The organism is Pseudonocardia humida (assembly GCF_023898865.1).
Lineage (GTDB): Bacteria > Actinomycetota > Actinomycetes > Mycobacteriales > Pseudonocardiaceae > Pseudonocardia > Pseudonocardia humida.
Window position 1 is genome coordinate 166,784 of the sequence record NZ_JAGSOV010000039.1, and the last position, 18,083, is coordinate 184,866.

Consider the following 18,083-nt stretch of genomic DNA (forward strand, 5'->3'; position numbering starts at 1 on the left):
TGCGGTCGCGGGGTCTGCTGGGTTCCGTGCTTGGATTTCCGTGCTGCCAGCGGACCTGTCAGCTGTGGCTGTGCAGCGGCTTGCCGGCCAGGGCCAGGTGGGCCTCGCCGAACGCCTCGTTCTGGGTGGGGTGGGCGTGCACCAGCGCGGCCACGTCCTCGGCCTGGGCGTCCCAGTTGTAGACCAGCTGGGCCTCCCCGATCAGCTCGCCGACGCGCGCGCCGACCATGTGGATTCCCACGACCGGCCCCGGGGTGCCCTCGGCGCCGGACTTGACCAGCTTGATCGCGCCCTGGGTCTGCAGGATCTGGGACTTGCCGTTGCCGGCCAGGTCGTAGGTCAGGGTCTGGACCTCGCCGTAGCGCTCCTTGGCCTGCGCCTCGGTGAGCCCGACCGAGGCCACCTCGGGCTCGCAGTAGGTGACCCGGGGGATGCCCGCCTCGTCGATCACCGGCGGGTTCAGCCCGGCGATCTCCTCGGCGACGAAGATGCCCTGCGCGAAGCCGCGGTGGGCCAGCTGCAGACCGGGCACGATGTCGCCGACGGCGTAGACATCGGGCAGGTTGGTGCGCAGCCGCTCGTCGGTGCGCACGAAGCCGCGCTCGATCTCGACACCGGCCTCCTCGTAGCCCAGGCCCGCGGTGTTCGGCCCGCGGCCGACGGCCACCAGCAGGAGGTCGGCCTCCAGCTCCTCGCCGGACTCCAGCGACACCGTCACCGCGTCGTCGCTCTGGCGTGCCCCGGTGAACTTCACCCCGGTCTTGAAGGCGATCCGGCGCCGGCGGAAGGCGCGCTCGAGCAGCTTGGAGGCGAACTCGTCCTCGGCGGGCACCAGCCGCGGCAGCGCCTCGACGATGGTGACCTGCGAGCCGAAGCTGGCGAACACGCTGGCGAACTCCACGCCGATCACCCCGCCGCCCAGGACGACGATCCGGTCGGGGACGTGGTCGAGGCGGATGGCCTCGTTGCTGGTGATGATCCGCCCGCCGATGTCCAGGCCGGGCAGGGTGCGCGAGTAGCTGCCGGTGGCCAGCACGACCTTGCCGCCGACGTAGCGGTCGGTGCCGTCCTCGCCGTCGACGACCACGGTCGTCGGGCCCTCGAACCGCCCGGAGCCCTGCACGAGCTCGATCTTGCGGGACTTCACCAGCCCCTGCAGCCCCTTGTAGAGCTTGGAGACCACGCCGTCCTTGTAGGCGTTGACGCCGGCCATGTCGATCCCGGCCAGCGAGCTCTTCACGCCGATCTTGTCGCCGTCGCGGGCGGCGTCGGCGACCTCGGCGGCGTGCAGCATGGCCTTGGTCGGGATGCAGCCCGAGTGCAGGCAGGTGCCCCCGAGCTTGTCGCGTTCCACCAGCACCACGGACATCCCCAGCTCCGCGGCGCGCAGGGCGCAGGCGTACCCGCCCGACCCCCCACCGAGGATCACCAGGTCCGCGTTGTGCTCGGGCACGTGTGTACTCCCTCACCGATCGCTGTCGCCTGCGGCGCGGTCGGGGCTGGGCTGTCCGGCTGCGGAGCAGGTGCGGCAGGTGACGCCGCCTGCGGTCATCTTGTCACCTGCCGGGCGCGGGCGCGGGGGCTGGTCCGTTCGGGGAGAAAATCCGGGGCCGGACGCGTTGTGCGGGCAGGGAGGTGGCGGTCATGGGGCTGCTGGACAGGTTGCGCCGCGGGCGCCCGGGAACGCTGCGCGCGAGCGGGCGCGACGACGAGGCCCACCTGCGGGCGTGGGTCGCCGCGCACGAGGGCGTCGAGGCGTTCGTCGAGCCGCGCACCGCGGTGACCGAGACGACGATGCTGCTGGTCGACAAGGACGGCGACCACACCCGGCGGCGGATCGGCGGTCCCGACGCCGCGCGCAAGCTGGCGCGGTCGCTGGCGATCCCGGTCTACGACGTGCAGCTCGTGGGGTACCCGCAGCGGATGCGCGACCACGACGCGCGGGAGAAGGTCCTGCGCGAGCGGGAGCGGCGGCGGGCGCTGGGGGAGGGCTGAGCCTCCCCGGGATCACCCGAGCGCGACATGAACCCGATGGGGCCCATCGGCCGTCCCGAGCCCCATAGGGTTCATGTTCGCGCCCACCTTTCCGGCGCTCCGGACCGCGCCGGGCGTCAGCCGTTCTCGGCGACGTCCTCCAGCACCGCGAGCAGCGTGCGCACCGGCACGCCGGTGCCGCCCTTGACCGTGTACCCGTACGGCCCGCCGGCGTGGAACGCCGGCCCGGCGATGTCGATGTGCGCCCACGGCAGCCCGTCGGGCACGAACTCGCGCAGGAACGCCCCGGCCACGAGCATCCCGCCCCACCGCGCCCCGGTCACGTTCGCGATGTCGGCGACGCGGGAGTCGAGCTCGGCGCGCATGTGGCCGGGCAGCGGCATCGCCCAGCCGTCCTCGCCGGTGGCGCGGGCGAGGGCGGCGACCCGGTCGCGGAACTCGTCGCTGCCCATCACCCCGGCGGTGCGCATTCCCAGGGCGACCTGCTGGGCGCCGGTGAGGGTGGAGGTCTCGACGAGGTAGTCGGGGGAGTCCTCGGCGGCGCGGACGATGGCGTCGGCCAGGATCAGCCTGCCCTCGGCGTCGGTGTTGAGTACCTCGACGGTCTTGCCGCCGTACATCCGCAGCACGTCGCCGGGGCGGTAGGCGGTGGCGCTGGGCATGTTCTCGGCCATCGGCACGGTCGCGGTGACCGCGACGGGCAGGTCGAGCTCGGCGGCCAGCACGGTGGTGGCGACGACCGCGGCGGCGCCGCTCATGTCCGAGGTCATGTGGTCCATGCCGGCGGCCGGCTTGATCGAGATACCGCCGGTGTCGAAGGTGATGCCCTTGCCGACCAGCGCGACCTTCTTGCGCGGGGCGTCGCCGCCGGACCAGGTGAGCCGGACCAGGCGCGGCTTGCGCGAGGACCCCTGGCCGACCCCGAGCACGCCGCCGAAGCCGCCCTCGGCCAGGGCGGCGTCGTCGAGCACCTCGACCTGCACGCCCGCGGCCTCGGCGAGGGCGGCGGCGCGGGCGGCGAAGCTCTCCGGGAACAGGTCGTTGGGCGGGGTGTTGACCAGGTCGCGGGCGCGGCCCACGGCCCGGCCCACGGCGGCCGCCCGGCGCAGCTGCCGCTCCTGCAGGTCGTCCACGACGTCGAAGAGGAACTCGACCCGGCCCACGGGCGGGCGGGCGCCGCCGTTGGTGCGGTACTCGCGGAACGCGTAGGCCCCCAGCAGGGTGCCCTCGGCCGCCGCGCCCAGGTCGATCCGGCCGAGCGCGCTGGCGGCGTGGCCGGTGCCGGTCAGGGCGCGGGCGGCGGCACCGGAGGCCCGCCGCACCTGCTCGGCCGTGGGGACGTCGCCGTCCTCCGGCTTGCCGAGGCCCACCGCGACCAGCAGCGGGGCGCTCAGCGTGCCCCGGGTGGGGATCTTCGTCACCTCGTCGGCCTTGCCGGTGGCGCCGGCCAGGGCCAGCAGGGCGGGCAGCTCGCCGTCGAAGGCCGCAGCGACCTCGTCGGCGCCCGGGGCGAGCGCGGGCGGCTCGCCGGTGCCTGCCGGGAGCAGCCCGACGACGACCGCGTCGGCGGTCGCGGTGGCGGGCGATCCGGTGCCGAGCAGCACCTCGGTGGACGCGGTCTGGGACTCAGGGGCGGACACGGCGGCCATCTCACAATCGGTCGGGTGGGTGGGGCTGGCGCGGTCGGGAGCACCGCGAGATCGCTTTGAAATGCTAATGACACCCCGGTGCGGCCGGATCGAGCAGGTTCGCCTGCCACCCTGGTCCGATGACGTCCGGAGCGCCGCTGCGCCGCCTGGGCACGGCGGACGCCGTGGTGCTGGGGCTGGCCGCCATGCTGGGCACCGGCGTGTTCGCGGTCTGGACGCCCGCCGCGGCAGCGGCCGGGCCGTGGCTGCTGCTCTCGGTGCTGCTGGCGGCCGTCGTCGCCACCTGCAACGCGGCCTCCACGGCCGACCTCGCGGTCGCCCACCCGGAGAGCGGGGGCGGCTACGTCTACGGCCACGAGCGCCTGTCCCCTGGCGCGGGACGGCTGGCCGGGGTCGCGTTCGTGGTCGGCAAGCTCTCCTCGGCCGCCGCGGCGGCCGGGGTGTTCGGCGGGTACGTGCTGCCCTCCCAGCCGCTGACCGCGGCCATCCCGGCCGTCGTGGTGGTCAGCGTGCTGAACAGCGCCGGCGTGCGCTGGACGGCCCGCGGGGCCTACACGCTGGTCGGCGGCACGCTGGTGGTGCTGCTGGCGGTGGTCGTGGTCGGGCTGTTCGGGCCGGGGCCCGACGCGTCGGTCGCCCCGGCGGTCGAACCCCCGCCCGGCGTCGGCGAGCCGAGCGTGCTCGGGGTGCTCACCGCGGCCGGGCTGGTCTTCTTCGCGTTCGCCGGCTACGCCCGGATCGCCACGCTGGCCGGTGAGGTCGTCGACCCCGGGCGCACGCTGCGCCGGGCCATCGGGCTCGCGCTGGGCATCGCGCTGGCCACCTACGTGCTGGTGGCCGTCGCCCTGCTGGTGGGGCTGGGGAGCGCGCGGCTGGCCGTGGAGCCCTCGCCGCTGGTGGTGCTGGTGGACACCAACGGGGCCAACGCGCTGGGCGTGCTGGTGCGGGTGGGCGCGGCCGTCGCGGCCGGGTCGGCGCTGCTGTCGGTGCTGGTCGGGGTGAGCCGCACCGGGGTGGCGATGGCCCGCCGCGGCGACCTCCCGGCCTGGCTGGGCCGGATCGGGCGGCGCGGCACGCCGTACCGGGCCGACGCCGTCGGCGGGCTGGTGGCGGTGGCGCTGACCGTGCTGACCGGCCCGGCGGCCGCGATCGCGCTCTCGGCCTGCTCGGTGCTCGTCTACTACGCGGTGATCAACCTCGCGGCGCTGCGGCTGCCGGCCGAGGCGCGGCGCTGGCCGCGCTGGACGGCGTGGTTGGGGCTGGTGCTGTGCCTGGGCCTGGCCGTGCTGCTGCCCCCGGTGCCGGTGCTCGCGACCACCGCGGCGCTGGCCGTGGGGTGGACCGCGGTGACCCTGCTGCGCCCTCGCTGGGGTCGTGCGTGAGTTCCCCGGCTCCGACCGGGAAGCTCACGCACGAGTCCGGAGGTGGGCTTCGGCGGCGGCGCGCACGCCGTCGACGTCGCCGGTGGCCAGCAGGTCGAGCAGCAGGCCGCGGGTCACGGCCAGGTCGAGGCGGACCCGGGCGCGGGCCTCGTCGCGGGGGGTGCCCGCGCGCACGGCGAGCTCGGTGAGCGGGTCGAGCCAGTCGGTCACGATGCCGTCCAGCAGCGGCGCGGCGTGCTCCCTGCCCTGCAGGGCCTGGCCGTAGAGCTCGAAGAACAGCCGCTCGGCCGGCCACTGCGCGGGGTCGACCAGGTCGTCCCAGAACCGCCGGGCCTGCTCCTGGGGCGTCAGGTCGGGATCGGCCATGAGGTCGGCCAGCCGCGCGCGCTGGCGGCGCTCCACGGCCCGCACGACCTCGACGAGCAGGCCCTCGCGCGAGCCGAAGTGGTAGATGAGCATGCGGTGGCTGGTGCCCAGCTCGGCGGCCAGCGCCCGCAGGCTGATCTCGCCGACGCCGTGCTCGGTCACGTGCGCCACGGCCGCGGCGAGCAGATCGTCCCGGGCGCTCATGTACCGGATGGTACGGTGTACCGCGTGGTACATGAGGAGTACGTCGTCACGGCGCAGGCCGACCCGTCCGCGGTGGTCCCGGTGATCCTCGACGTCGAGCGCTGGCCGGAGTGGACGCCGTCGATCCGCTCGGTCCGCCTGCTCGACCGGGGCCCGTTGGCCGTGGGCAGCCGGGTCGTGGTGTCCCAGCCGAAGCTGCCCACCGTCACCTGGACGGTCACCGAGCTCGACGCGGAGCGCGGGTTCACCTGGGAGTCGCGCGGGCCCGGGGTGCGCACCCTGGGCGAGCACTGGGCCCGCCCCGTGCCCGGCGGCACCGAGGTCACCCTGCGGCTGGTCCAGCACGGGCCGGTCGGCGCGGTCATCGCCCGGCTGACCCGCGGGCTCACCCGGCGCTACCTGCGCTGGGAGGGCGACGGCCTGGCCGCCCGGGTGACCGGCGGCGCCACCCGCTGACGGGCGGGCGGCGGGGGCAGTAGCGTCCCCGCCCGTGGAGTCCGACCTGCTGACCAGCCCCCTGCACGACCGGCACACCGCGCTGGGGGCGACCCTGGGCGGCTTCGGCGGGTGGTCGATGCCGCTGTCCTACCCCGACGGCACCGTCGCCGAGCACACCGCGGTGCGCACCGCCGTCGGCGTGTTCGACGTCAGCCACCTGGGCAAGCTGTCGATCACCGGGCCGGGCGCGGCGGCGTTCGTCGACCGGTGCTTCTCGGCGGACATGGGCCGGATCGGGCCCGGCCAGGCGCAGTACAACCTGGCCTGCACCGACACCGGCGGCGTCGTCGACGACGTCATCGCCTACCTGGTCGACCCCGACGACGTGCTGGCCATGCCGAACGCGGCCAACGCGGGCGAGGTGGCCCGGCGGCTGCGCGCCGAGGCCCCGGCCGGCGTGGAGGTGCTCGACCTCCACCGTGACCTCGCCGTGCTCGCCGTGCAGGGCCCGCGCTCCGCGGAGCTGGTCGGCGACCTGCTCGGCCCCATCAACGGCAGGGCCGCCGTCGAGGCGCTGGACTACATGTCCTTCACGATCGCCGACGACCTCTGGGTGTGCCGCACCGGCTACACCGGTGAGCGCGGCTACGAGCTCATCCTGCCGGCCGCCCGCGCGGGCGAGGTGTGGGACGCGCTGCTGGCCGGAGCGCAGCGGGTGGGTGGGCGCCCGGCCGGGCTGGCCGCGCGCGACACGCTGCGCACCGAGATGGGCTACCCGCTGCACGGCCAGGAGCTGACCACCGCGATCTCCCCGCTGCAGGCCGGCAGCAGCTGGGCGGTCGGCTGGACCAAACCGGCGTTCTGGGGGCGCGAGGCGCTGCTCGCGGAGAAGGCGGCCGGTCCGGCGCGGCGGCTGCGCGGCCTGCGCGCCACCGGCCGCGGGGTGCCCCGGGCCGGGATGGACGTGCTGGTCGACGGCAAGCGGGTCGGGGTGACCACGTCGGGCACGTTCTCGCCGACGCTGCGCACCGGGATCGCGCTGGCGCTGGTCGACACCGACGCGGGCGTGGGCGTCGACGACCAGGTGGTGGTCGACGTGCGGGGCCGCGAGCTGGCGTGCACCGTGGTCAAGCCGCCGTTCGTGCCGTCCCACGTGCGCTGAGCGCGCCGCTCCCGGGCTTGCTGGGACGTCCGACTGTTGCCCTCCCGGGTACCGTTCAGGCCATGAGCGCGCAGTTCTCCCGGACGCCCCATCCCTCCCCGGTGCCGGCGGCCCGGCGCGCGGAGATCGTGGCCGAGCCCGGGTTCGGCCGGTACTTCACCGACCACATGGTCACCATCACCTGGAGCGAGGGCCGGGGCTGGCACGACCCGGCGGTGGTGCCCTACGGCCCCATCGCTCTCGACCCGGCCACCGCGGTCCTGCACTACGGCCAGGAGATCTTCGAGGGGCTCAAGGCCTACCAGCAGCCCGACGGCTCGGTGGCCTCGTTCCGCCCGGGGGAGAACGCGGCGCGCTTCCGGTCGTCGGCGGTGCGGCTGGGCATGCCGCAGCTGCCCGACGAGCTGTTCCTGGGCTCGCTGTCCGAGCTGCTCACCGTCGACCGGGCCTGGATGCCCCCGGCCGGCGGCGAGGAGTCGATGTACCTGCGCCCGTTCCTCATCGCCACCGAGGTCGGCCTCGGGGTGAAGCCCTCCTCGGAGTACCTGTACCTGCTCATCGCCTCCCCGGCGGGCGCGTACTTCCCGGGTGGGGTGAAGCCGGTCGACGTGTGGCTGTGCACCGACTACACGCGCGCCGCCCCCGGCGGCACCGGCACCGCCAAGTGCGGCGGCAACTACGCGGCGTCCCTGCTGCCGCAGGCCCAGGCGGCCGAGCACGGCTGCCAGCAGGTCGCCTACCTCGACGCGGCCGAGCGCAAGTGGGTCGAGGAGATGGGCGGGATGAACCTGTTCTACGTCCTGGGCTCCGGCGACGGTCCCGGCGACACCGTGGAGGTCGTCACCCCGGAGCTCTCGGGCAGCATCCTGGCCGGCATCACCCGCGACTCGCTGCTCGTGCTGGCCAAGGAGCTGGGCTGCCAGGTCACCGAGCGGCGGATCTCGGCCCAGGAGTGGCTGCAGGGCTGCGCCGACGGCCGGATCACCGAGGTGTTCGCCTGCGGCACGGCCGCGGTGATCACACCGGTCGCGCGGGTCAAGCACAACGAGGGTGAGGTCGTCGTGGGCGACGGCACGACCGGCCCGGTGACGGCGCGGCTGCGCGAGCTGCTGACCGCCATCCAGCGCGGCTCCGCTCCCGACACGCACTCCTGGATGCGCACCCTCGTCCCCGCCTGACCCCCCGTCAGGTGGTGGACAGGACGACCAGGGCGGCGGTGGTGGCCACCTCGGTGGCGGCGCCCAGGACGTCGCCGGTGACGCCGCCGAAGCGGCGGGCGGTGTGTCGCGAGAGCAGCACCACCAGCCCGGCGCCCAGGGCCACGGCCACCGGGGCCCGCCACCCCAGCACGGCCGAGCCCGCGGCGCCGAGCGCCACCCACCAGGCCACGGCCACCCACCACGGCTGGGAGTCCGCCACCTGGGCGCCGAGGCCGCCCGGGCGCGCCGGGGCGACCCCGCGCCGGCACGCCCAGGCGAAGCCGGCCCGGCCGGCCGCGCAGGCCAGTGCGACGGCCGCGACCGCCGTCGGGCCCGGGACGAGCGCGGCCAGCGAGCCCGCCTGCGCCCCGACCGCGACGACCAGCGCCACGACGGCGAACGGGCCCGCGCCGCCGTCGCGCATCACCGCCAGGGCCCGTTCGGGCGGGCCGTAGCAGCCCAGGCCGTCGGCGGTGTCGGCCAGGCCGTCGAGGTGCATCCCGCGGGTGGCCGCGGCGAGCAGGCCCACCGCCAGCAGCCCGGCCACGAACGCGGGCACGCCGAGCGCGGTGAGCCCCCACAGCGCCGCCCCGGCCACCGCCCCGAGCAGCGCGCCCACCAGCGGGGCCCAGCGGAGCGCGGCGGCGGCCACCGCGGGCGCGGGGGCGCCGGTGCGCACCGGCAGCACGGTCAGCCAGCTCAGGGCCAGCGCCAGGCCGGCCACCGGTCAGGCCGGGACGGTGTCGTCGGTCGCCGCGCCGGCGGCGTCGCCGGTCGCATCGGTGCCCGTGTCGCCGCCTGCGTCGGCGGTCGCGGTCTCGGCCAGCAGCCGGGCGGCCATCTGCAGCAGCGGCAGCACGGCCATGGCCCCGGCCCCGTCGCCGATCCGCAGGCCCAGGTCGAGCACCGGCTCCTTCTGCATGCGGGCCAGCACGACGTCCATCGCCGGCTCCGACGAGCGCTGCGCGACCAGCCACCAGTCCTTCGCCCCCGGAGCCATCTTCTCGGCCAGCAGCGCGGCCGCCCCGACCACCAGGCCGTCGAGCAGCACCGGCGTGCGGCGGATCGCGGCCTGGGCGCAGAATCCGGTCAGCACGGCGAGGTCGGCGCCCCCGGCCACGCGCAGCAGCGCCACGGGGTCGGCCGAGTGCGGCTTGGCCCGGCGCAGCGCGTCGCGCACGGCGGCGGCCTTGCGCATCCAGCCGGCGTCGTCGATGCCGCTGCCGCGCCCGATCACCGCGACCGGCTCGGTGCGGGTCAGCGCGGCGACCAGGGTCGCGGCCGGGGTGGTGGCGCCCACGCCGAGCGAGGCGGGCACCAGCAGGTCGGCCCCGGAGTCGACCTCCTCGTCGGCGAGGTCGCGGCCGATCCGGACCGCGCGGGCGGTCTCGTCCTCGGTGAGCGCGTCCTCCCGGTCGATCCGCCCGCTGCCGGCGCGCACGCGGTGGCGCTCGGCGTCGGGGGCGCCGGGCTCGGGCGCCGGGTCGGTGCCGACGTCCACCACGCGGACCGACGCGCCCGCCACGGGCGCCATCACGGCGACCGGCGTCGTGTTCTCCCGCACCGCCGCGACCAGGCGCGCCGTCGTGCCCGCGGCGTGCGCGGACACCCCGGCCGCGGCGACGCCGTGGTCGGCCGCGATCAGCACCACCCGCGGCCGGGCGGGCGGGCGGGGCGGGCAGACCCCCTGCGCGGCGGCCAACCACACGCCCAGCTCGGCGAGGCGCCCCAACCCGCCGGTGGGCACGGCGAGCTCGGCGTGCCGGGCGACCGCGGCGCGGCGGGCCTCGAAGTCGGGCGCGGGCACGGCGAGGAGATCCACGCCGCACTGTCTACCCGCACGGCGCCCGCCGCGGCGCCGCGACCCCGGATCGGGTGGGGGAGCCCGCCCCGGGGGACCGGGGTCAGGACCAGCGGCCCGGCGGCGGCGGACCGGAGGGCTGCCTGCCGACGGTCGGGATCCGCCCGGTCGCGTCGATCGACCCGGACGAGCGGGGCGCCTGCGGCTCCTTGAGTCGCAGGGGGATGCCGGCCACGAGCAGCACGACCTCGTCGCACACCGAGGCCAGCGCGGAGTTCAGCGCGCCCAGCTCGTCGCGGAAGAGCCGCCCGGCCCGGGTGCCCGGCACGACGCCCAGCCCGACCTCGGCCGAGACCAGCACCACCCGGGCCGTGCTGCTGGCCACGGCCTCGACCAGCTCCACGACCTGCCGGAACACCGCGGGCGGCAGCGCGTCGGCCTCCCAGGCGCCGGCATCGTCGAGCACGGCCGACAGCCAGGTCGCCAGGTCGTCGACGAGCAGCAGGTCGTCCTCGCCGGAGCGGATGATGCCGGCCACGTCGGTGGTCTCCACCGTCTCCCACTCCGGCGGGCGGCGGGAGCGGTGGGTCTCGACGCGGGCGGACCACTCGGCGTCGTCGGGGTCGACGCGGGCGGTGGCCACGTAGCAGACGGGCCCGTCGGCGGGCAGCAGGTCCTCGGCGTGACGGGACTTGCCCGACCGGGTGCCGCCCAGCACCAGCGTGCGTCGGGGGGCGATCATCACGGGTGCACGCTAGCCTCCGCCGAATGAGCTACCGCTGGCGGTACCAGGACGAGAACGGCGCCGAGGTGTCCGGCCCCGAGCAGGAGTTCGCGAGCCAGGAGGAGGCGCGGGGCTGGTTCGCCGACCAGTGGCTGTCGCTGCGCGGGCTCGGCGTGAAGAGGGTGGTCCTCCTCGAGGACGGCGCCGAGACCGGCCCGCCCACCGAGCTCGAGGAGGCCTGACCGCTACGGGTTGGCGCCGCGCGCCACCTTCGGCTTCGGGATGCGCAGCCTGCGCAGCTGGCTGGCCCGGGTGAAGGCGTACCAGCCGGTGCCCAGCCCGTTGATCGCCTCGGTGGGGAACTTCGCCCGGGCGCGGCGGGTGACCTGCACCCCGAGGAAGACCCCCTCCACGATCATCGCGGTCAGCACGACCAGGCTGAACAGGCTCAGGTACTGCTGGATGGACGGGATCGGCACCACCAGCGACAGCAGCACCACCAGCGCCAGGGGCATGAACATGCCCATCAGGTGCGGGCGGGAGTCGACGACGTCGCGGACGTAGGCCCGGACCGGGCCGCGGTCGCGCGGGAGCAGGTAGCGCTCGTCGCCCGCCGCCATGCGTTCGCGGCGCTCGGCGGCGTCGCGGCGGCGCTGGTCGCGGTTGGGGCGCTCGGGGCGGTTGGCCTTGGCGTACCTGGCGGCCTCGCGCTGGGTGCGGGGCGGGGGCGGGGCGGGGCCGCGGCGCTTGCCCTGGGCGTCGCGCCGCTTCGGCGTCGGGCGGCCCTTGGCGTCGGGACGGGCGGTGGCCGCGGGCCCCTGCGCCTCCGCGGCGGGCTTGTCGCCCCCGACGGTGGCGGGCGTCGAACGGCGCAGGAACCTCACGGACGCCACCTTACGCGCAGGCCACGCCGGTTCAGGAGGGCGCCTTCCGATCGGGCGGGGAGGACCGGGCGCCCGAACCGCCCGGCGCGGGTGCGGTGAGCGCTAGGGTTTCGCGCGTGCGCGTCGTGGTGGCTCCGGACTCGTTCGGCGGCACGCTCAGTGCCACGGCGGCGGCGGAGGCGATCGCCAGGGGCTGGCGCCGCCACGCCCCCGACGACGAGCTGCGGCTGCTCCCGCTGGCCGACGGCGGCACCGGCTTCGTCGAGGTCCTGCACGCCGCGCGCGGCGGGCGGTGGCACACCCTCGAGGTGACCGGCCCGTTCGGCGACCCGGTCGGGGCGCGCTGGCTCGAGCTCGACGGCGTCGGCTACCTGGAGTCGGCCGCGGCCTGCGGGCTGCACCTGGTGCCGCGCGAGCGCCGGGTGCCCGCGGTGGCCACCACCGTCACCAGCCGGGGCGTCGGCGAGCTGATCGCGCACGCGGTCGGCGCCGGGGTGGGCGAGGTGGTGGTCGGGCTGGGCGGCTCGGCGACCACCGACGGCGGGGCCGGGATGCTGGCCGCCCTCGGCGCCGTGGCCGTCGACGACGCGGGCGCCCCGGTCGGGCCGGGCGGGACGGCGCTGGCCGGGTGCACCGCACTGGCGGGGCGCCCGCAGCTGGGCGGGGCCCGCCTGGTCGCGGCGGCCGACGTGGACAACCCGCTGCTGGGCAGGCACGGCGCGGCGGCCGTGTTCGGGCCGCAGAAGGGCGCCGACGACGCCGCGGTCGCGGAGCTGGACGCCGCGCTCGCCCGCTTCGCCGACGTCCTGGCCGCCGCCTTCGGCGTCGACGTCCGCGACGACGACGGCGCGGGTGCCGCGGGCGGGCTCGGGGCCGCGCTGCTGGCCTGCGGGGCCCGCCGGGTGTCCGGGGCCGGGCTGGTGCGCGAGCTGGTCGGGCTGGACGCCGCGCTGGACGCCGCCGACCTGGCGGTCACCGGGGAGGGCAGCTTCGACTTCCAGTCGCTGCGCGGCAAGCTGGTGACCGCCGTGGCCAGGGCCGCCGCCGACCGGGCGGTGCCGTGCCTGGTGCTGGCCGGGCAGGTCTCGGTGGGCAGGCGGGAGGCCGCCGCGGCGGGTGTCGACTCGGCCTACTCGGTGGCCGAGGACGCCGGCGGGGTGGAGCGCTCGATGGCCGACCCGGAAGGCACGCTGGCGGCGCTGGCCGAGCGGGTCGCCGGCCGCTGGAGCCGCTGACCCCGCCACGGGCGGCGTGGCGGGGATCACCCGCTCGCGTGGCGGAGGGGCGGGCGCGCGGAGCGTGCCGCCGCCCCGACGGCCTACTATGGCGGTCGGAACGCCAGCGGGCCGCCCACCCCGGTCGGGCCGCAGCGCCGAAGTTGTCAGGGCCCTGAAATATTCCGGGCTCCGCTCGTTGTTGGGAGAGCCATGACCGTCGACAACACCGTCGAGACCACGCACCGCGTCGAGCTCACCGACGCCGCCGCGATCAAGGCCCGCACCCTGCTCGAGCAGGAGGGCCGCGACGACATGCACCTGCGCATCGCGGTGCAGCCGGGTGGCTGCGCCGGCCTGCGCTACCAGTTGTTCTTCGACGACCGTTCGCTCGACGGTGACCTGTTCCGGGAGTTCAACGGCCTCAAGGTCGGGGTCGACCGGATGAGCGCCCCGTACCTCGACGGCGCCGTCATCGACTTCGTCGACACGATCGAGAAGCAGGGCTTCACGATCGACAACCCGAACGCGGGCGGCTCCTGCGCCTGCGGCGACTCGTTCAACTGAGCCACCGCTAGTCCATCCGCCGTACGGCAGCGTCACCCGCACTGCTGTACGGCGCACGGCTCATGGCACCCGGACCCCGGCCTGGGGAGCAGCGCTCCCTCAGCCGGGGTCCGCTGCGTCCGCGGGCGGTAGGGTGCGTCATCGTGCCCATCGCCGTGACCGGTTCCATCGCCACCGACCACCTCATGCACTTCCCGGGACGGTTCGCCGACCTGCTGGTGGCCGACCAACTCGACCGGATGTCGCTGAGCTTCCTGGTCGACGACCTCGTCATCCGGCGCGGCGGCTCCGCCGCCAACATCGCCTTCGGCCTGGGCGTGCTCGGCCAGTCGCCGCTGCTGGTGGGCGCGGTGGGCCCGGACTTCGCCGAGTACCGCGGCTGGCTCGAGGACCACGGCGTCGACTGCTCGGCCGTGCTGGTGTGCGACGACGTGCACACCGCCCGCTTCGTCTGCACCACCGACGACGACATGCGCCAGATCGCCTCGTTCTACACCGGCGCGATGGCCCGCTCCCGGGAGATCGCGCTGGCCCCGCTGGTGCCGCGCGGGCTCGACATCGTGCTGATCGGCGCCAGCGACCCGGAGGGCATGCTGCGCCACACCGCCGAGTGCCGCGACCTGGGCGTCCCGTTCGTCGCCGACGTCTCCCAGCAGGTCGCCCGCATGGAGGGCCCCGAGCTGCGGCTGCTGGTCGAGGGCGCGCGCTACCTGATGACCAACGACTACGAGTGGGAACTGCTGCAGAAGAAGACCGGCTGGACCGACGAGCAGGTCGCCGAGCGCGTCGAGGTGCGGATCACCACCCTCGGCGAGCACGGCGCCACGATCGTCGGCCGGGACGTCGGGGAGATCACCGTCGGGGTGGTCCAGGAGACCGCCAAGGTCGACCCGACCGGCGTCGGCGACGCCTTCCGCGCCGGCTTCCTGGCCGGCACCGCGGGCGGGCTGTCGCTGGAGCGGGCGGCCCAGCTGGGGTCGCTGATCGCGGTGCAGGTGCTGGAGACCGACGGCGGCCAGGAGTGGGCCTGGGACCGGGCCACCGCCGTGCGGCGGCTGAGCGACGCCTTCGGCCCGGAGCCCACCGCCGAGATCGAGAAGGTCCTGCCCGCGGCCTGAGCGCGGCCCGAGCACGTGATCAGGGCAGGGCGCGCAGCAGGTGGGCGACCACCGGCTCGCGCCTGCCCTTGACGATCAGCTCGCCCAGCGGCTCGGTGACCGCCCCGGCGGGCAGCAGCCGGCAGGTGGAGTCGCCGATCAGCACCTGGCCGGGCTCGGCGGTCGTCTCCAGCCGGGCCGCCACGTTGACCGCGTCGCCCATCGCGTTGAAGTTGCGCAGCTCGTCGCTGCCGATGTTGCCGACCAGGGCGGGGCCGGTGTTGACCCCCACGCGGAACAGGGGCTCGCCCGGGCCGCGGACGTCGGCGATCCGGCGCTGGATGGCCAGCGCGGCCCGGGCCGCGCGCTCGGCGTGGTCGGCCTGCCGGGCCGGGGCGTTGAACAGCGCCATCATGGCGTCGCCCACGAACTGCACCACCGTGCCGCCCTCGGCCAGGACCGCCGAGGTCGCCACGGCGAAGTAGCGGTTGAGCATCTCGACGATCCGCTGCGGGGTGGCCTGCTCGGAGAACGTGGTGAACCCGCGCAGGTCGGCGAACACCGAGGTGACCTCGACGACCGCGCCACCCAGCGCGGCCTGGCTGGGGTCGGCGATCAGCGCGGTGGCCACGTCGGGGGACATGTACTGCCGGAACAGCCCGTCGAGCTGGTGGTAGAGCCGGGCGTTCTCCAGGCCCATGGACAGCTGGGTGGCCAGCGAGGCGAACAGCGAGCGGTCGCGCTCGTCGAAGCCGCCGGCGCGGCGGGCCAGCAGCACCCCCGCGCTGCGCTCCTTGACCGTCAGCGGGCAGGCCAGCACGCCGTCGGGCAGCTCCACGGTCTCGGTCCGGCCGTCGGCGGAGCGCTCCAGGTGGGCGACGGCGGCCGGGTCCGGCATCCAGCGCTCGTCGGTGGCCAGCTCGGGCGGGAAGTCCAGGCGGCCATCGGAGAGCAGCCCGACGCGCACGGCGTCGGCGCCGAAGCCCACCGCCCGGCGCACCGAGCGGGCCAGCAGCCTGCGCTCGCCGACCAGCACCCGGGACTCGTGCCCGACCGCCACCAGCACGCCCAGCCTGCCGATCTGCTCGCGCTCGGCGCGCAGCGCGTCGGCGGCCCGCCCGAGCATCGCGACCTGGGCCTCGGTCAGCCGGAACGTGCCGGCCACGCCCGCGGCGAAGACGGCCATCTCGGCGTCGGAGATCTCCCCGGCCGCCTTGCGCTCCACCGCCCCGACCAGCGTCTCGAGCGCGGAGCCGTACTCGCGCCGGATGGCGGCCACGGTCTGCTCGGTGCCTGCCGCGTCGAACAGGCCGGTGCTGGTGCCCTCCTTGCGGTAGCCGATGTAGGCGCTGTAGGCGACGTAGCCGAAGGCCATCACCATCAGCACGTGCCACAGCCACCAGGTCAGCTGCCAGTTGACGCCCAGCGCGACGGCGACGGCGGTCTCGGCGAGCAGCGCGTCCGCGGTGAGCAGGGCCAGCAGCACGGCCGACCGGCGGCGCCGGTGCATCAGCAGCGTGCGCACGGCGGCCAGCACGTACAGCGGCACCGCGATCGCGGTCAGCGCGATCAGCAGCGGGCTGGAGCGCTCGGCCACGGTCGGGTCGGCCAGCGGGGGCAGCCCGGCGATCGAGACCGCGCCCCAGAGCGCGGTCAACGCGAACAGCGCCCACCGCAGACCGGGCGCGATGCGCAGCACCTGCGCGCCCCGCGGGCCGTCGAGGTCGAGGGTGGCCGCGGCGGCGAAGGCCCCGCCCAGGGCCAATCCGACCGGGGTGGCCAGCGCGAACCCGCCGTTGCTGCTGTCGAGCAGCACGCCGGGGGTGGCCACCGCGTGCAGCCCGAGGAACAGCGCGGCGGCCAGGAAGCCCAGCGCGACCAGGGTGAGCCGGGCGTCGGCGTGCCGGCGGGCCGACCGGTCGACCTGCACGCCCAGCCCGACGCTGAGCGCCGCGGTCAGGAACACCAGCCAGAAGTGCGACGGGTGGTGCTCGAGGTGCAGGTCGGCCTGCGGGACGGCGAGCAGCAGCCACAGCCCCGCCATCGGCAGGGCCAGGTGGAACAGCCAGATCGCCACCCGGGCCCGGCCGCCGCCGCGAGCGCGGCGCACCACGTCGGCCGCCGCCGCGGCGGGCGAGGCGGTGGGGCGGGGCCGGTCGAGGACGGCGCGGTCGATCGCGACCGTGCGCTGGGTCGCGGTGCTCGGCTCGCTCACAGCCCGCCTCCCCGCTTGCGCAGCCCGTCGAGGTCGAGGACGGTCATCGTGCGCCGACCGGTGGTCAGGAACCCGCGCTCGCGCAGCGTGCGCAGGGCCTTGGCGACGGCCTCGCGCGAGGCGCCGACCCAGCCGGCCAGCTCGTCCTGGGAGAGCGCGACCGTGATCCGCACGCCGCCCGCCTCCGGCTCGCCGAACCGCTCGGCCAGCTCGACCAGCCGTCGGGCCACCCGGGCGGAGGTGTCGAACGCGGCGAACTCGACGCGCTTGCGGTCGGAGTCGCGCAGCCGCTGGGTGATCAGCCGGATGAGCACCATCGCGGCGGTGCCGCGGCTGCTCAGGTAGTCGACGAAGACCGGGGTGGCCACGACGAGCGCCACCACCGGTTCGAGGGCGGCCACCGTCGCCGACCGCGGCGCCCCGTCGACCGCGGACATGTCGCCGAGCAGCGCGCCGGGACCGCGCACGGCCAGCAGGATCTCCTCGCCGTGCTCGGTCAGCGAGAACACCTTGACCCGGCCGGACACCACGACCAGCACCGAGGAGGACCGCTCGCCCTCCAGGAACAGCGACGCGCCCGCCGGCCAGCGGCGGGTGCGGGCGCGCTCGCTGAGCGCGTCGCGGTCGGCTCGGTCGAGCTGCGCCATGAACTCCTCGGGCGCGGCCTCTGAATCGTCCATGACGGCCTTTCCCCGATGGCCACGGTGCGGGTCGGAGTCTAGGGGGGTCGGCCGGATGGACGTGCATTTTTCCACGCCCCGACCGCACCCCGCGACGATGACGGATCGTGCTGGCACATCGACGATCGGAGTACCGAAGAACACCGCAGCGAGAGCAGCGACGCGACCGGTCGAGGTGGCGTCCGAAGGGGACCGAGGACCATGCCGAAGCCCGACGACAGCGCAGCCGCGAGCACGCCGACCGCGCTCACCCACCGCGATCTGGCCATCCTGCGGGCGGTCGGCCGCGGCGGCGCCGAGGTCGTGGTGGGCGCGCAGCCCGACCTGTTCCTCGACGGCCGGTGCTGCTGCGACCAGCCCGCCGCGCACCGCCTGGTCCGGGCCGGGCTGATCGCGCCAGCGGGGCGCACGGCCGGGGGCGAGCGGGCCGCGGCCCGGCTCACCCTGGCCGGCAGCCGGCTGGTCGCCCCGGCGGGGGAGCGGGCGGGCGTGCGCCGGCTGGAGCC

At 76.0% G+C, this 18,083-nt stretch carries 19 protein-coding genes; 10 read left to right on the forward strand and 9 right to left on the reverse strand.

Translation table 11 applies throughout. The annotated features are described in order from the left end of the window. Nucleotides 1-58: 58 nt before the first annotated feature. On the reverse strand, nucleotides 59-1,453 hold the full coding sequence (lpdA, locus tag KDL28_RS18890) for a dihydrolipoyl dehydrogenase (RefSeq protein ID WP_252440458.1): 1,395 nt from the start codon (nucleotides 1,451-1,453) through the stop codon (nucleotides 59-61). 191 nt (nucleotides 1,454-1,644) lie between these two features. Between lpdA and KDL28_RS18895 the strand changes: the two genes are divergently transcribed. After that, nucleotides 1,645-1,995 (forward strand): oxidoreductase, encoded by a 351-nt coding sequence (locus KDL28_RS18895; protein WP_252440460.1) that lies wholly within the window; start codon nucleotides 1,645-1,647, stop codon nucleotides 1,993-1,995. Between the two features lie 116 nt (nucleotides 1,996-2,111). Here KDL28_RS18895 and KDL28_RS18900 read toward each other — a convergent pair whose 3' ends face one another. Beyond that, nucleotides 2,112-3,635 (reverse strand): leucyl aminopeptidase, encoded by a 1,524-nt coding sequence (locus KDL28_RS18900; protein ID WP_372497010.1) that lies wholly within the window; start codon nucleotides 3,633-3,635, stop codon nucleotides 2,112-2,114. A 128-nt stretch (nucleotides 3,636-3,763) separates the two neighbouring features. On the opposite strand from KDL28_RS18900, the gene KDL28_RS18905 reads away from it, so the two are divergent. Further along, nucleotides 3,764-5,026: an APC family permease gene (locus tag KDL28_RS18905; protein WP_252440462.1), complete on the forward strand. Its 1,263-nt coding sequence runs from the start codon at nucleotides 3,764-3,766 to the stop codon at nucleotides 5,024-5,026. 24 nt (nucleotides 5,027-5,050) lie between these two features. On the opposite strand, the gene KDL28_RS18910 is transcribed toward KDL28_RS18905, so the two are convergent. Further along, a complete protein-coding gene (locus tag KDL28_RS18910) occupies nucleotides 5,051-5,596 on the reverse strand; it encodes a TetR/AcrR family transcriptional regulator (protein ID WP_252440464.1) in 546 nt (181 codons plus the stop codon). Nucleotides 5,597-5,620: 24 nt separating this feature from the next. Between KDL28_RS18910 and KDL28_RS18915 the strand changes: the two genes are divergently transcribed. The 3 genes from KDL28_RS18915 (at nucleotide 5,621) to KDL28_RS18925 (ending at nucleotide 8,374) form a co-directional block, all read left to right on the forward strand. After that, nucleotides 5,621-6,052, forward strand: coding sequence for an SRPBCC family protein (locus KDL28_RS18915; RefSeq protein ID WP_252440466.1), 432 nt, complete (start codon nucleotides 5,621-5,623; stop codon nucleotides 6,050-6,052). Nucleotides 6,053-6,086: 34 nt separating this feature from the next. Then, nucleotides 6,087-7,196, forward strand: coding sequence for a glycine cleavage system aminomethyltransferase GcvT (gene gcvT / locus KDL28_RS18920; protein ID WP_252440468.1), 1,110 nt, complete (start codon nucleotides 6,087-6,089; stop codon nucleotides 7,194-7,196). Nucleotides 7,197-7,258: 62 nt separating this feature from the next. After that, nucleotides 7,259-8,374, forward strand: a complete 1,116-nt coding sequence (locus KDL28_RS18925; RefSeq protein ID WP_252440470.1) for a branched-chain amino acid aminotransferase — start codon at nucleotides 7,259-7,261, stop codon at nucleotides 8,372-8,374. Between the two features lie 7 nt (nucleotides 8,375-8,381). On the opposite strand, the gene KDL28_RS18930 is transcribed toward KDL28_RS18925, so the two are convergent. From KDL28_RS18930 to cobU, 3 genes are all read right to left on the reverse strand, one after another. Beyond that, nucleotides 8,382-9,119, reverse strand: coding sequence for an adenosylcobinamide-GDP ribazoletransferase (locus KDL28_RS18930; RefSeq protein WP_252440472.1), 738 nt, complete (start codon nucleotides 9,117-9,119; stop codon nucleotides 8,382-8,384). A 3-nt stretch (nucleotides 9,120-9,122) separates the two neighbouring features. Further along, complete coding sequence (locus KDL28_RS18935) at nucleotides 9,123-10,217, reverse strand: nicotinate-nucleotide--dimethylbenzimidazole phosphoribosyltransferase (RefSeq protein WP_252440474.1); 1,095 nt, start codon at nucleotides 10,215-10,217, stop codon at nucleotides 9,123-9,125. 82 nt (nucleotides 10,218-10,299) lie between these two features. Next, on the reverse strand, nucleotides 10,300-10,938 hold the full coding sequence (gene cobU, locus KDL28_RS18940; protein ID WP_252440476.1) for a bifunctional adenosylcobinamide kinase/adenosylcobinamide-phosphate guanylyltransferase: 639 nt from the start codon (nucleotides 10,936-10,938) through the stop codon (nucleotides 10,300-10,302). A gap of 26 nt (nucleotides 10,939-10,964) precedes the next feature. On the opposite strand from cobU, the gene KDL28_RS18945 reads away from it, so the two are divergent. Continuing rightward, nucleotides 10,965-11,162 carry a hypothetical protein gene (locus KDL28_RS18945; protein WP_252440478.1) on the forward strand — a complete coding sequence of 66 codons (198 nt, stop codon included), beginning with the start codon at nucleotides 10,965-10,967 and terminating at the stop codon, nucleotides 11,160-11,162. Nucleotides 11,163-11,165: 3 nt separating this feature from the next. On the opposite strand, the gene KDL28_RS18950 is transcribed toward KDL28_RS18945, so the two are convergent. Beyond that, complete coding sequence (locus KDL28_RS18950; protein WP_252440480.1) at nucleotides 11,166-11,804, reverse strand: DUF3043 domain-containing protein; 639 nt, start codon at nucleotides 11,802-11,804, stop codon at nucleotides 11,166-11,168. A gap of 116 nt (nucleotides 11,805-11,920) precedes the next feature. On the opposite strand from KDL28_RS18950, the gene KDL28_RS18955 reads away from it, so the two are divergent. The 3 genes from KDL28_RS18955 (at nucleotide 11,921) to KDL28_RS18965 (ending at nucleotide 14,703) form a co-directional block, all read left to right on the forward strand. Next, a complete protein-coding gene (locus KDL28_RS18955) occupies nucleotides 11,921-13,039 on the forward strand; it encodes a glycerate kinase family protein (RefSeq protein ID WP_252440482.1) in 1,119 nt (372 codons plus the stop codon). Nucleotides 13,040-13,231: 192 nt separating this feature from the next. Next, complete coding sequence (locus KDL28_RS18960) at nucleotides 13,232-13,585, forward strand: HesB/IscA family protein (RefSeq protein ID WP_252440484.1); 354 nt, start codon at nucleotides 13,232-13,234, stop codon at nucleotides 13,583-13,585. 185 nt (nucleotides 13,586-13,770) lie between these two features. Continuing rightward, nucleotides 13,771-14,703: a carbohydrate kinase family protein gene (locus tag KDL28_RS18965; RefSeq protein WP_252440502.1), complete on the forward strand. Its 933-nt coding sequence runs from the start codon at nucleotides 13,771-13,773 to the stop codon at nucleotides 14,701-14,703. 19 nt (nucleotides 14,704-14,722) lie between these two features. Here the strand turns inward: KDL28_RS18965 and KDL28_RS41570 are convergent, their stop codons facing one another. Further along, entirely contained in the window at nucleotides 14,723-16,897 is a 2,175-nt protein-coding gene (locus tag KDL28_RS41570) for an adenylate/guanylate cyclase domain-containing protein (RefSeq protein WP_252440486.1), read from the reverse strand. Next, nucleotides 16,894-17,577: a Crp/Fnr family transcriptional regulator gene (locus KDL28_RS18975; RefSeq protein ID WP_252440488.1), complete on the reverse strand. Its 684-nt coding sequence runs from the start codon at nucleotides 17,575-17,577 to the stop codon at nucleotides 16,894-16,896. The genes KDL28_RS41570 and KDL28_RS18975 overlap by 4 nt, the downstream gene beginning before the upstream one ends. Nucleotides 17,578-17,778: 201 nt before the next feature. Here KDL28_RS18975 and KDL28_RS18980 point away from each other — a divergent pair. Continuing rightward, a partial coding sequence (locus KDL28_RS18980; RefSeq protein ID WP_252440490.1) for a hypothetical protein occupies nucleotides 17,779-18,083 on the forward strand: 305 nt, incomplete at its 3' end.

Coding starts and splice junctions, on each gene's coding strand:
- KDL28_RS18945 (WP_252440478.1), top strand. CDS start 10,965: ATGAGCTACCGCTGGCGGTACCAGGACGAGAACGGCGCCGAGGTGTCC.
- KDL28_RS18910 (WP_252440464.1), bottom strand. CDS start 5,596: ATGAGCGCCCGGGACGATCTGCTCGCCGCGGCCGTGGCGCACGTGACC.
- KDL28_RS18975 (WP_252440488.1), bottom strand. CDS start 17,577: ATGGACGATTCAGAGGCCGCGCCCGAGGAGTTCATGGCGCAGCTCGAC.
- KDL28_RS18895 (WP_252440460.1), top strand. CDS start 1,645: ATGGGGCTGCTGGACAGGTTGCGCCGCGGGCGCCCGGGAACGCTGCGC.
- cobU (WP_252440476.1), bottom strand. CDS start 10,938: ATGATCGCCCCCCGACGCACGCTGGTGCTGGGCGGCACCCGGTCGGGC.
- KDL28_RS18960 (WP_252440484.1), top strand. CDS start 13,232: ATGACCGTCGACAACACCGTCGAGACCACGCACCGCGTCGAGCTCACC.
- KDL28_RS18905 (WP_252440462.1), top strand. CDS start 3,764: ATGACGTCCGGAGCGCCGCTGCGCCGCCTGGGCACGGCGGACGCCGTG.
- KDL28_RS18925 (WP_252440470.1), top strand. CDS start 7,259: ATGAGCGCGCAGTTCTCCCGGACGCCCCATCCCTCCCCGGTGCCGGCG.
- KDL28_RS18965 (WP_252440502.1), top strand. CDS start 13,771: ATGCACTTCCCGGGACGGTTCGCCGACCTGCTGGTGGCCGACCAACTC.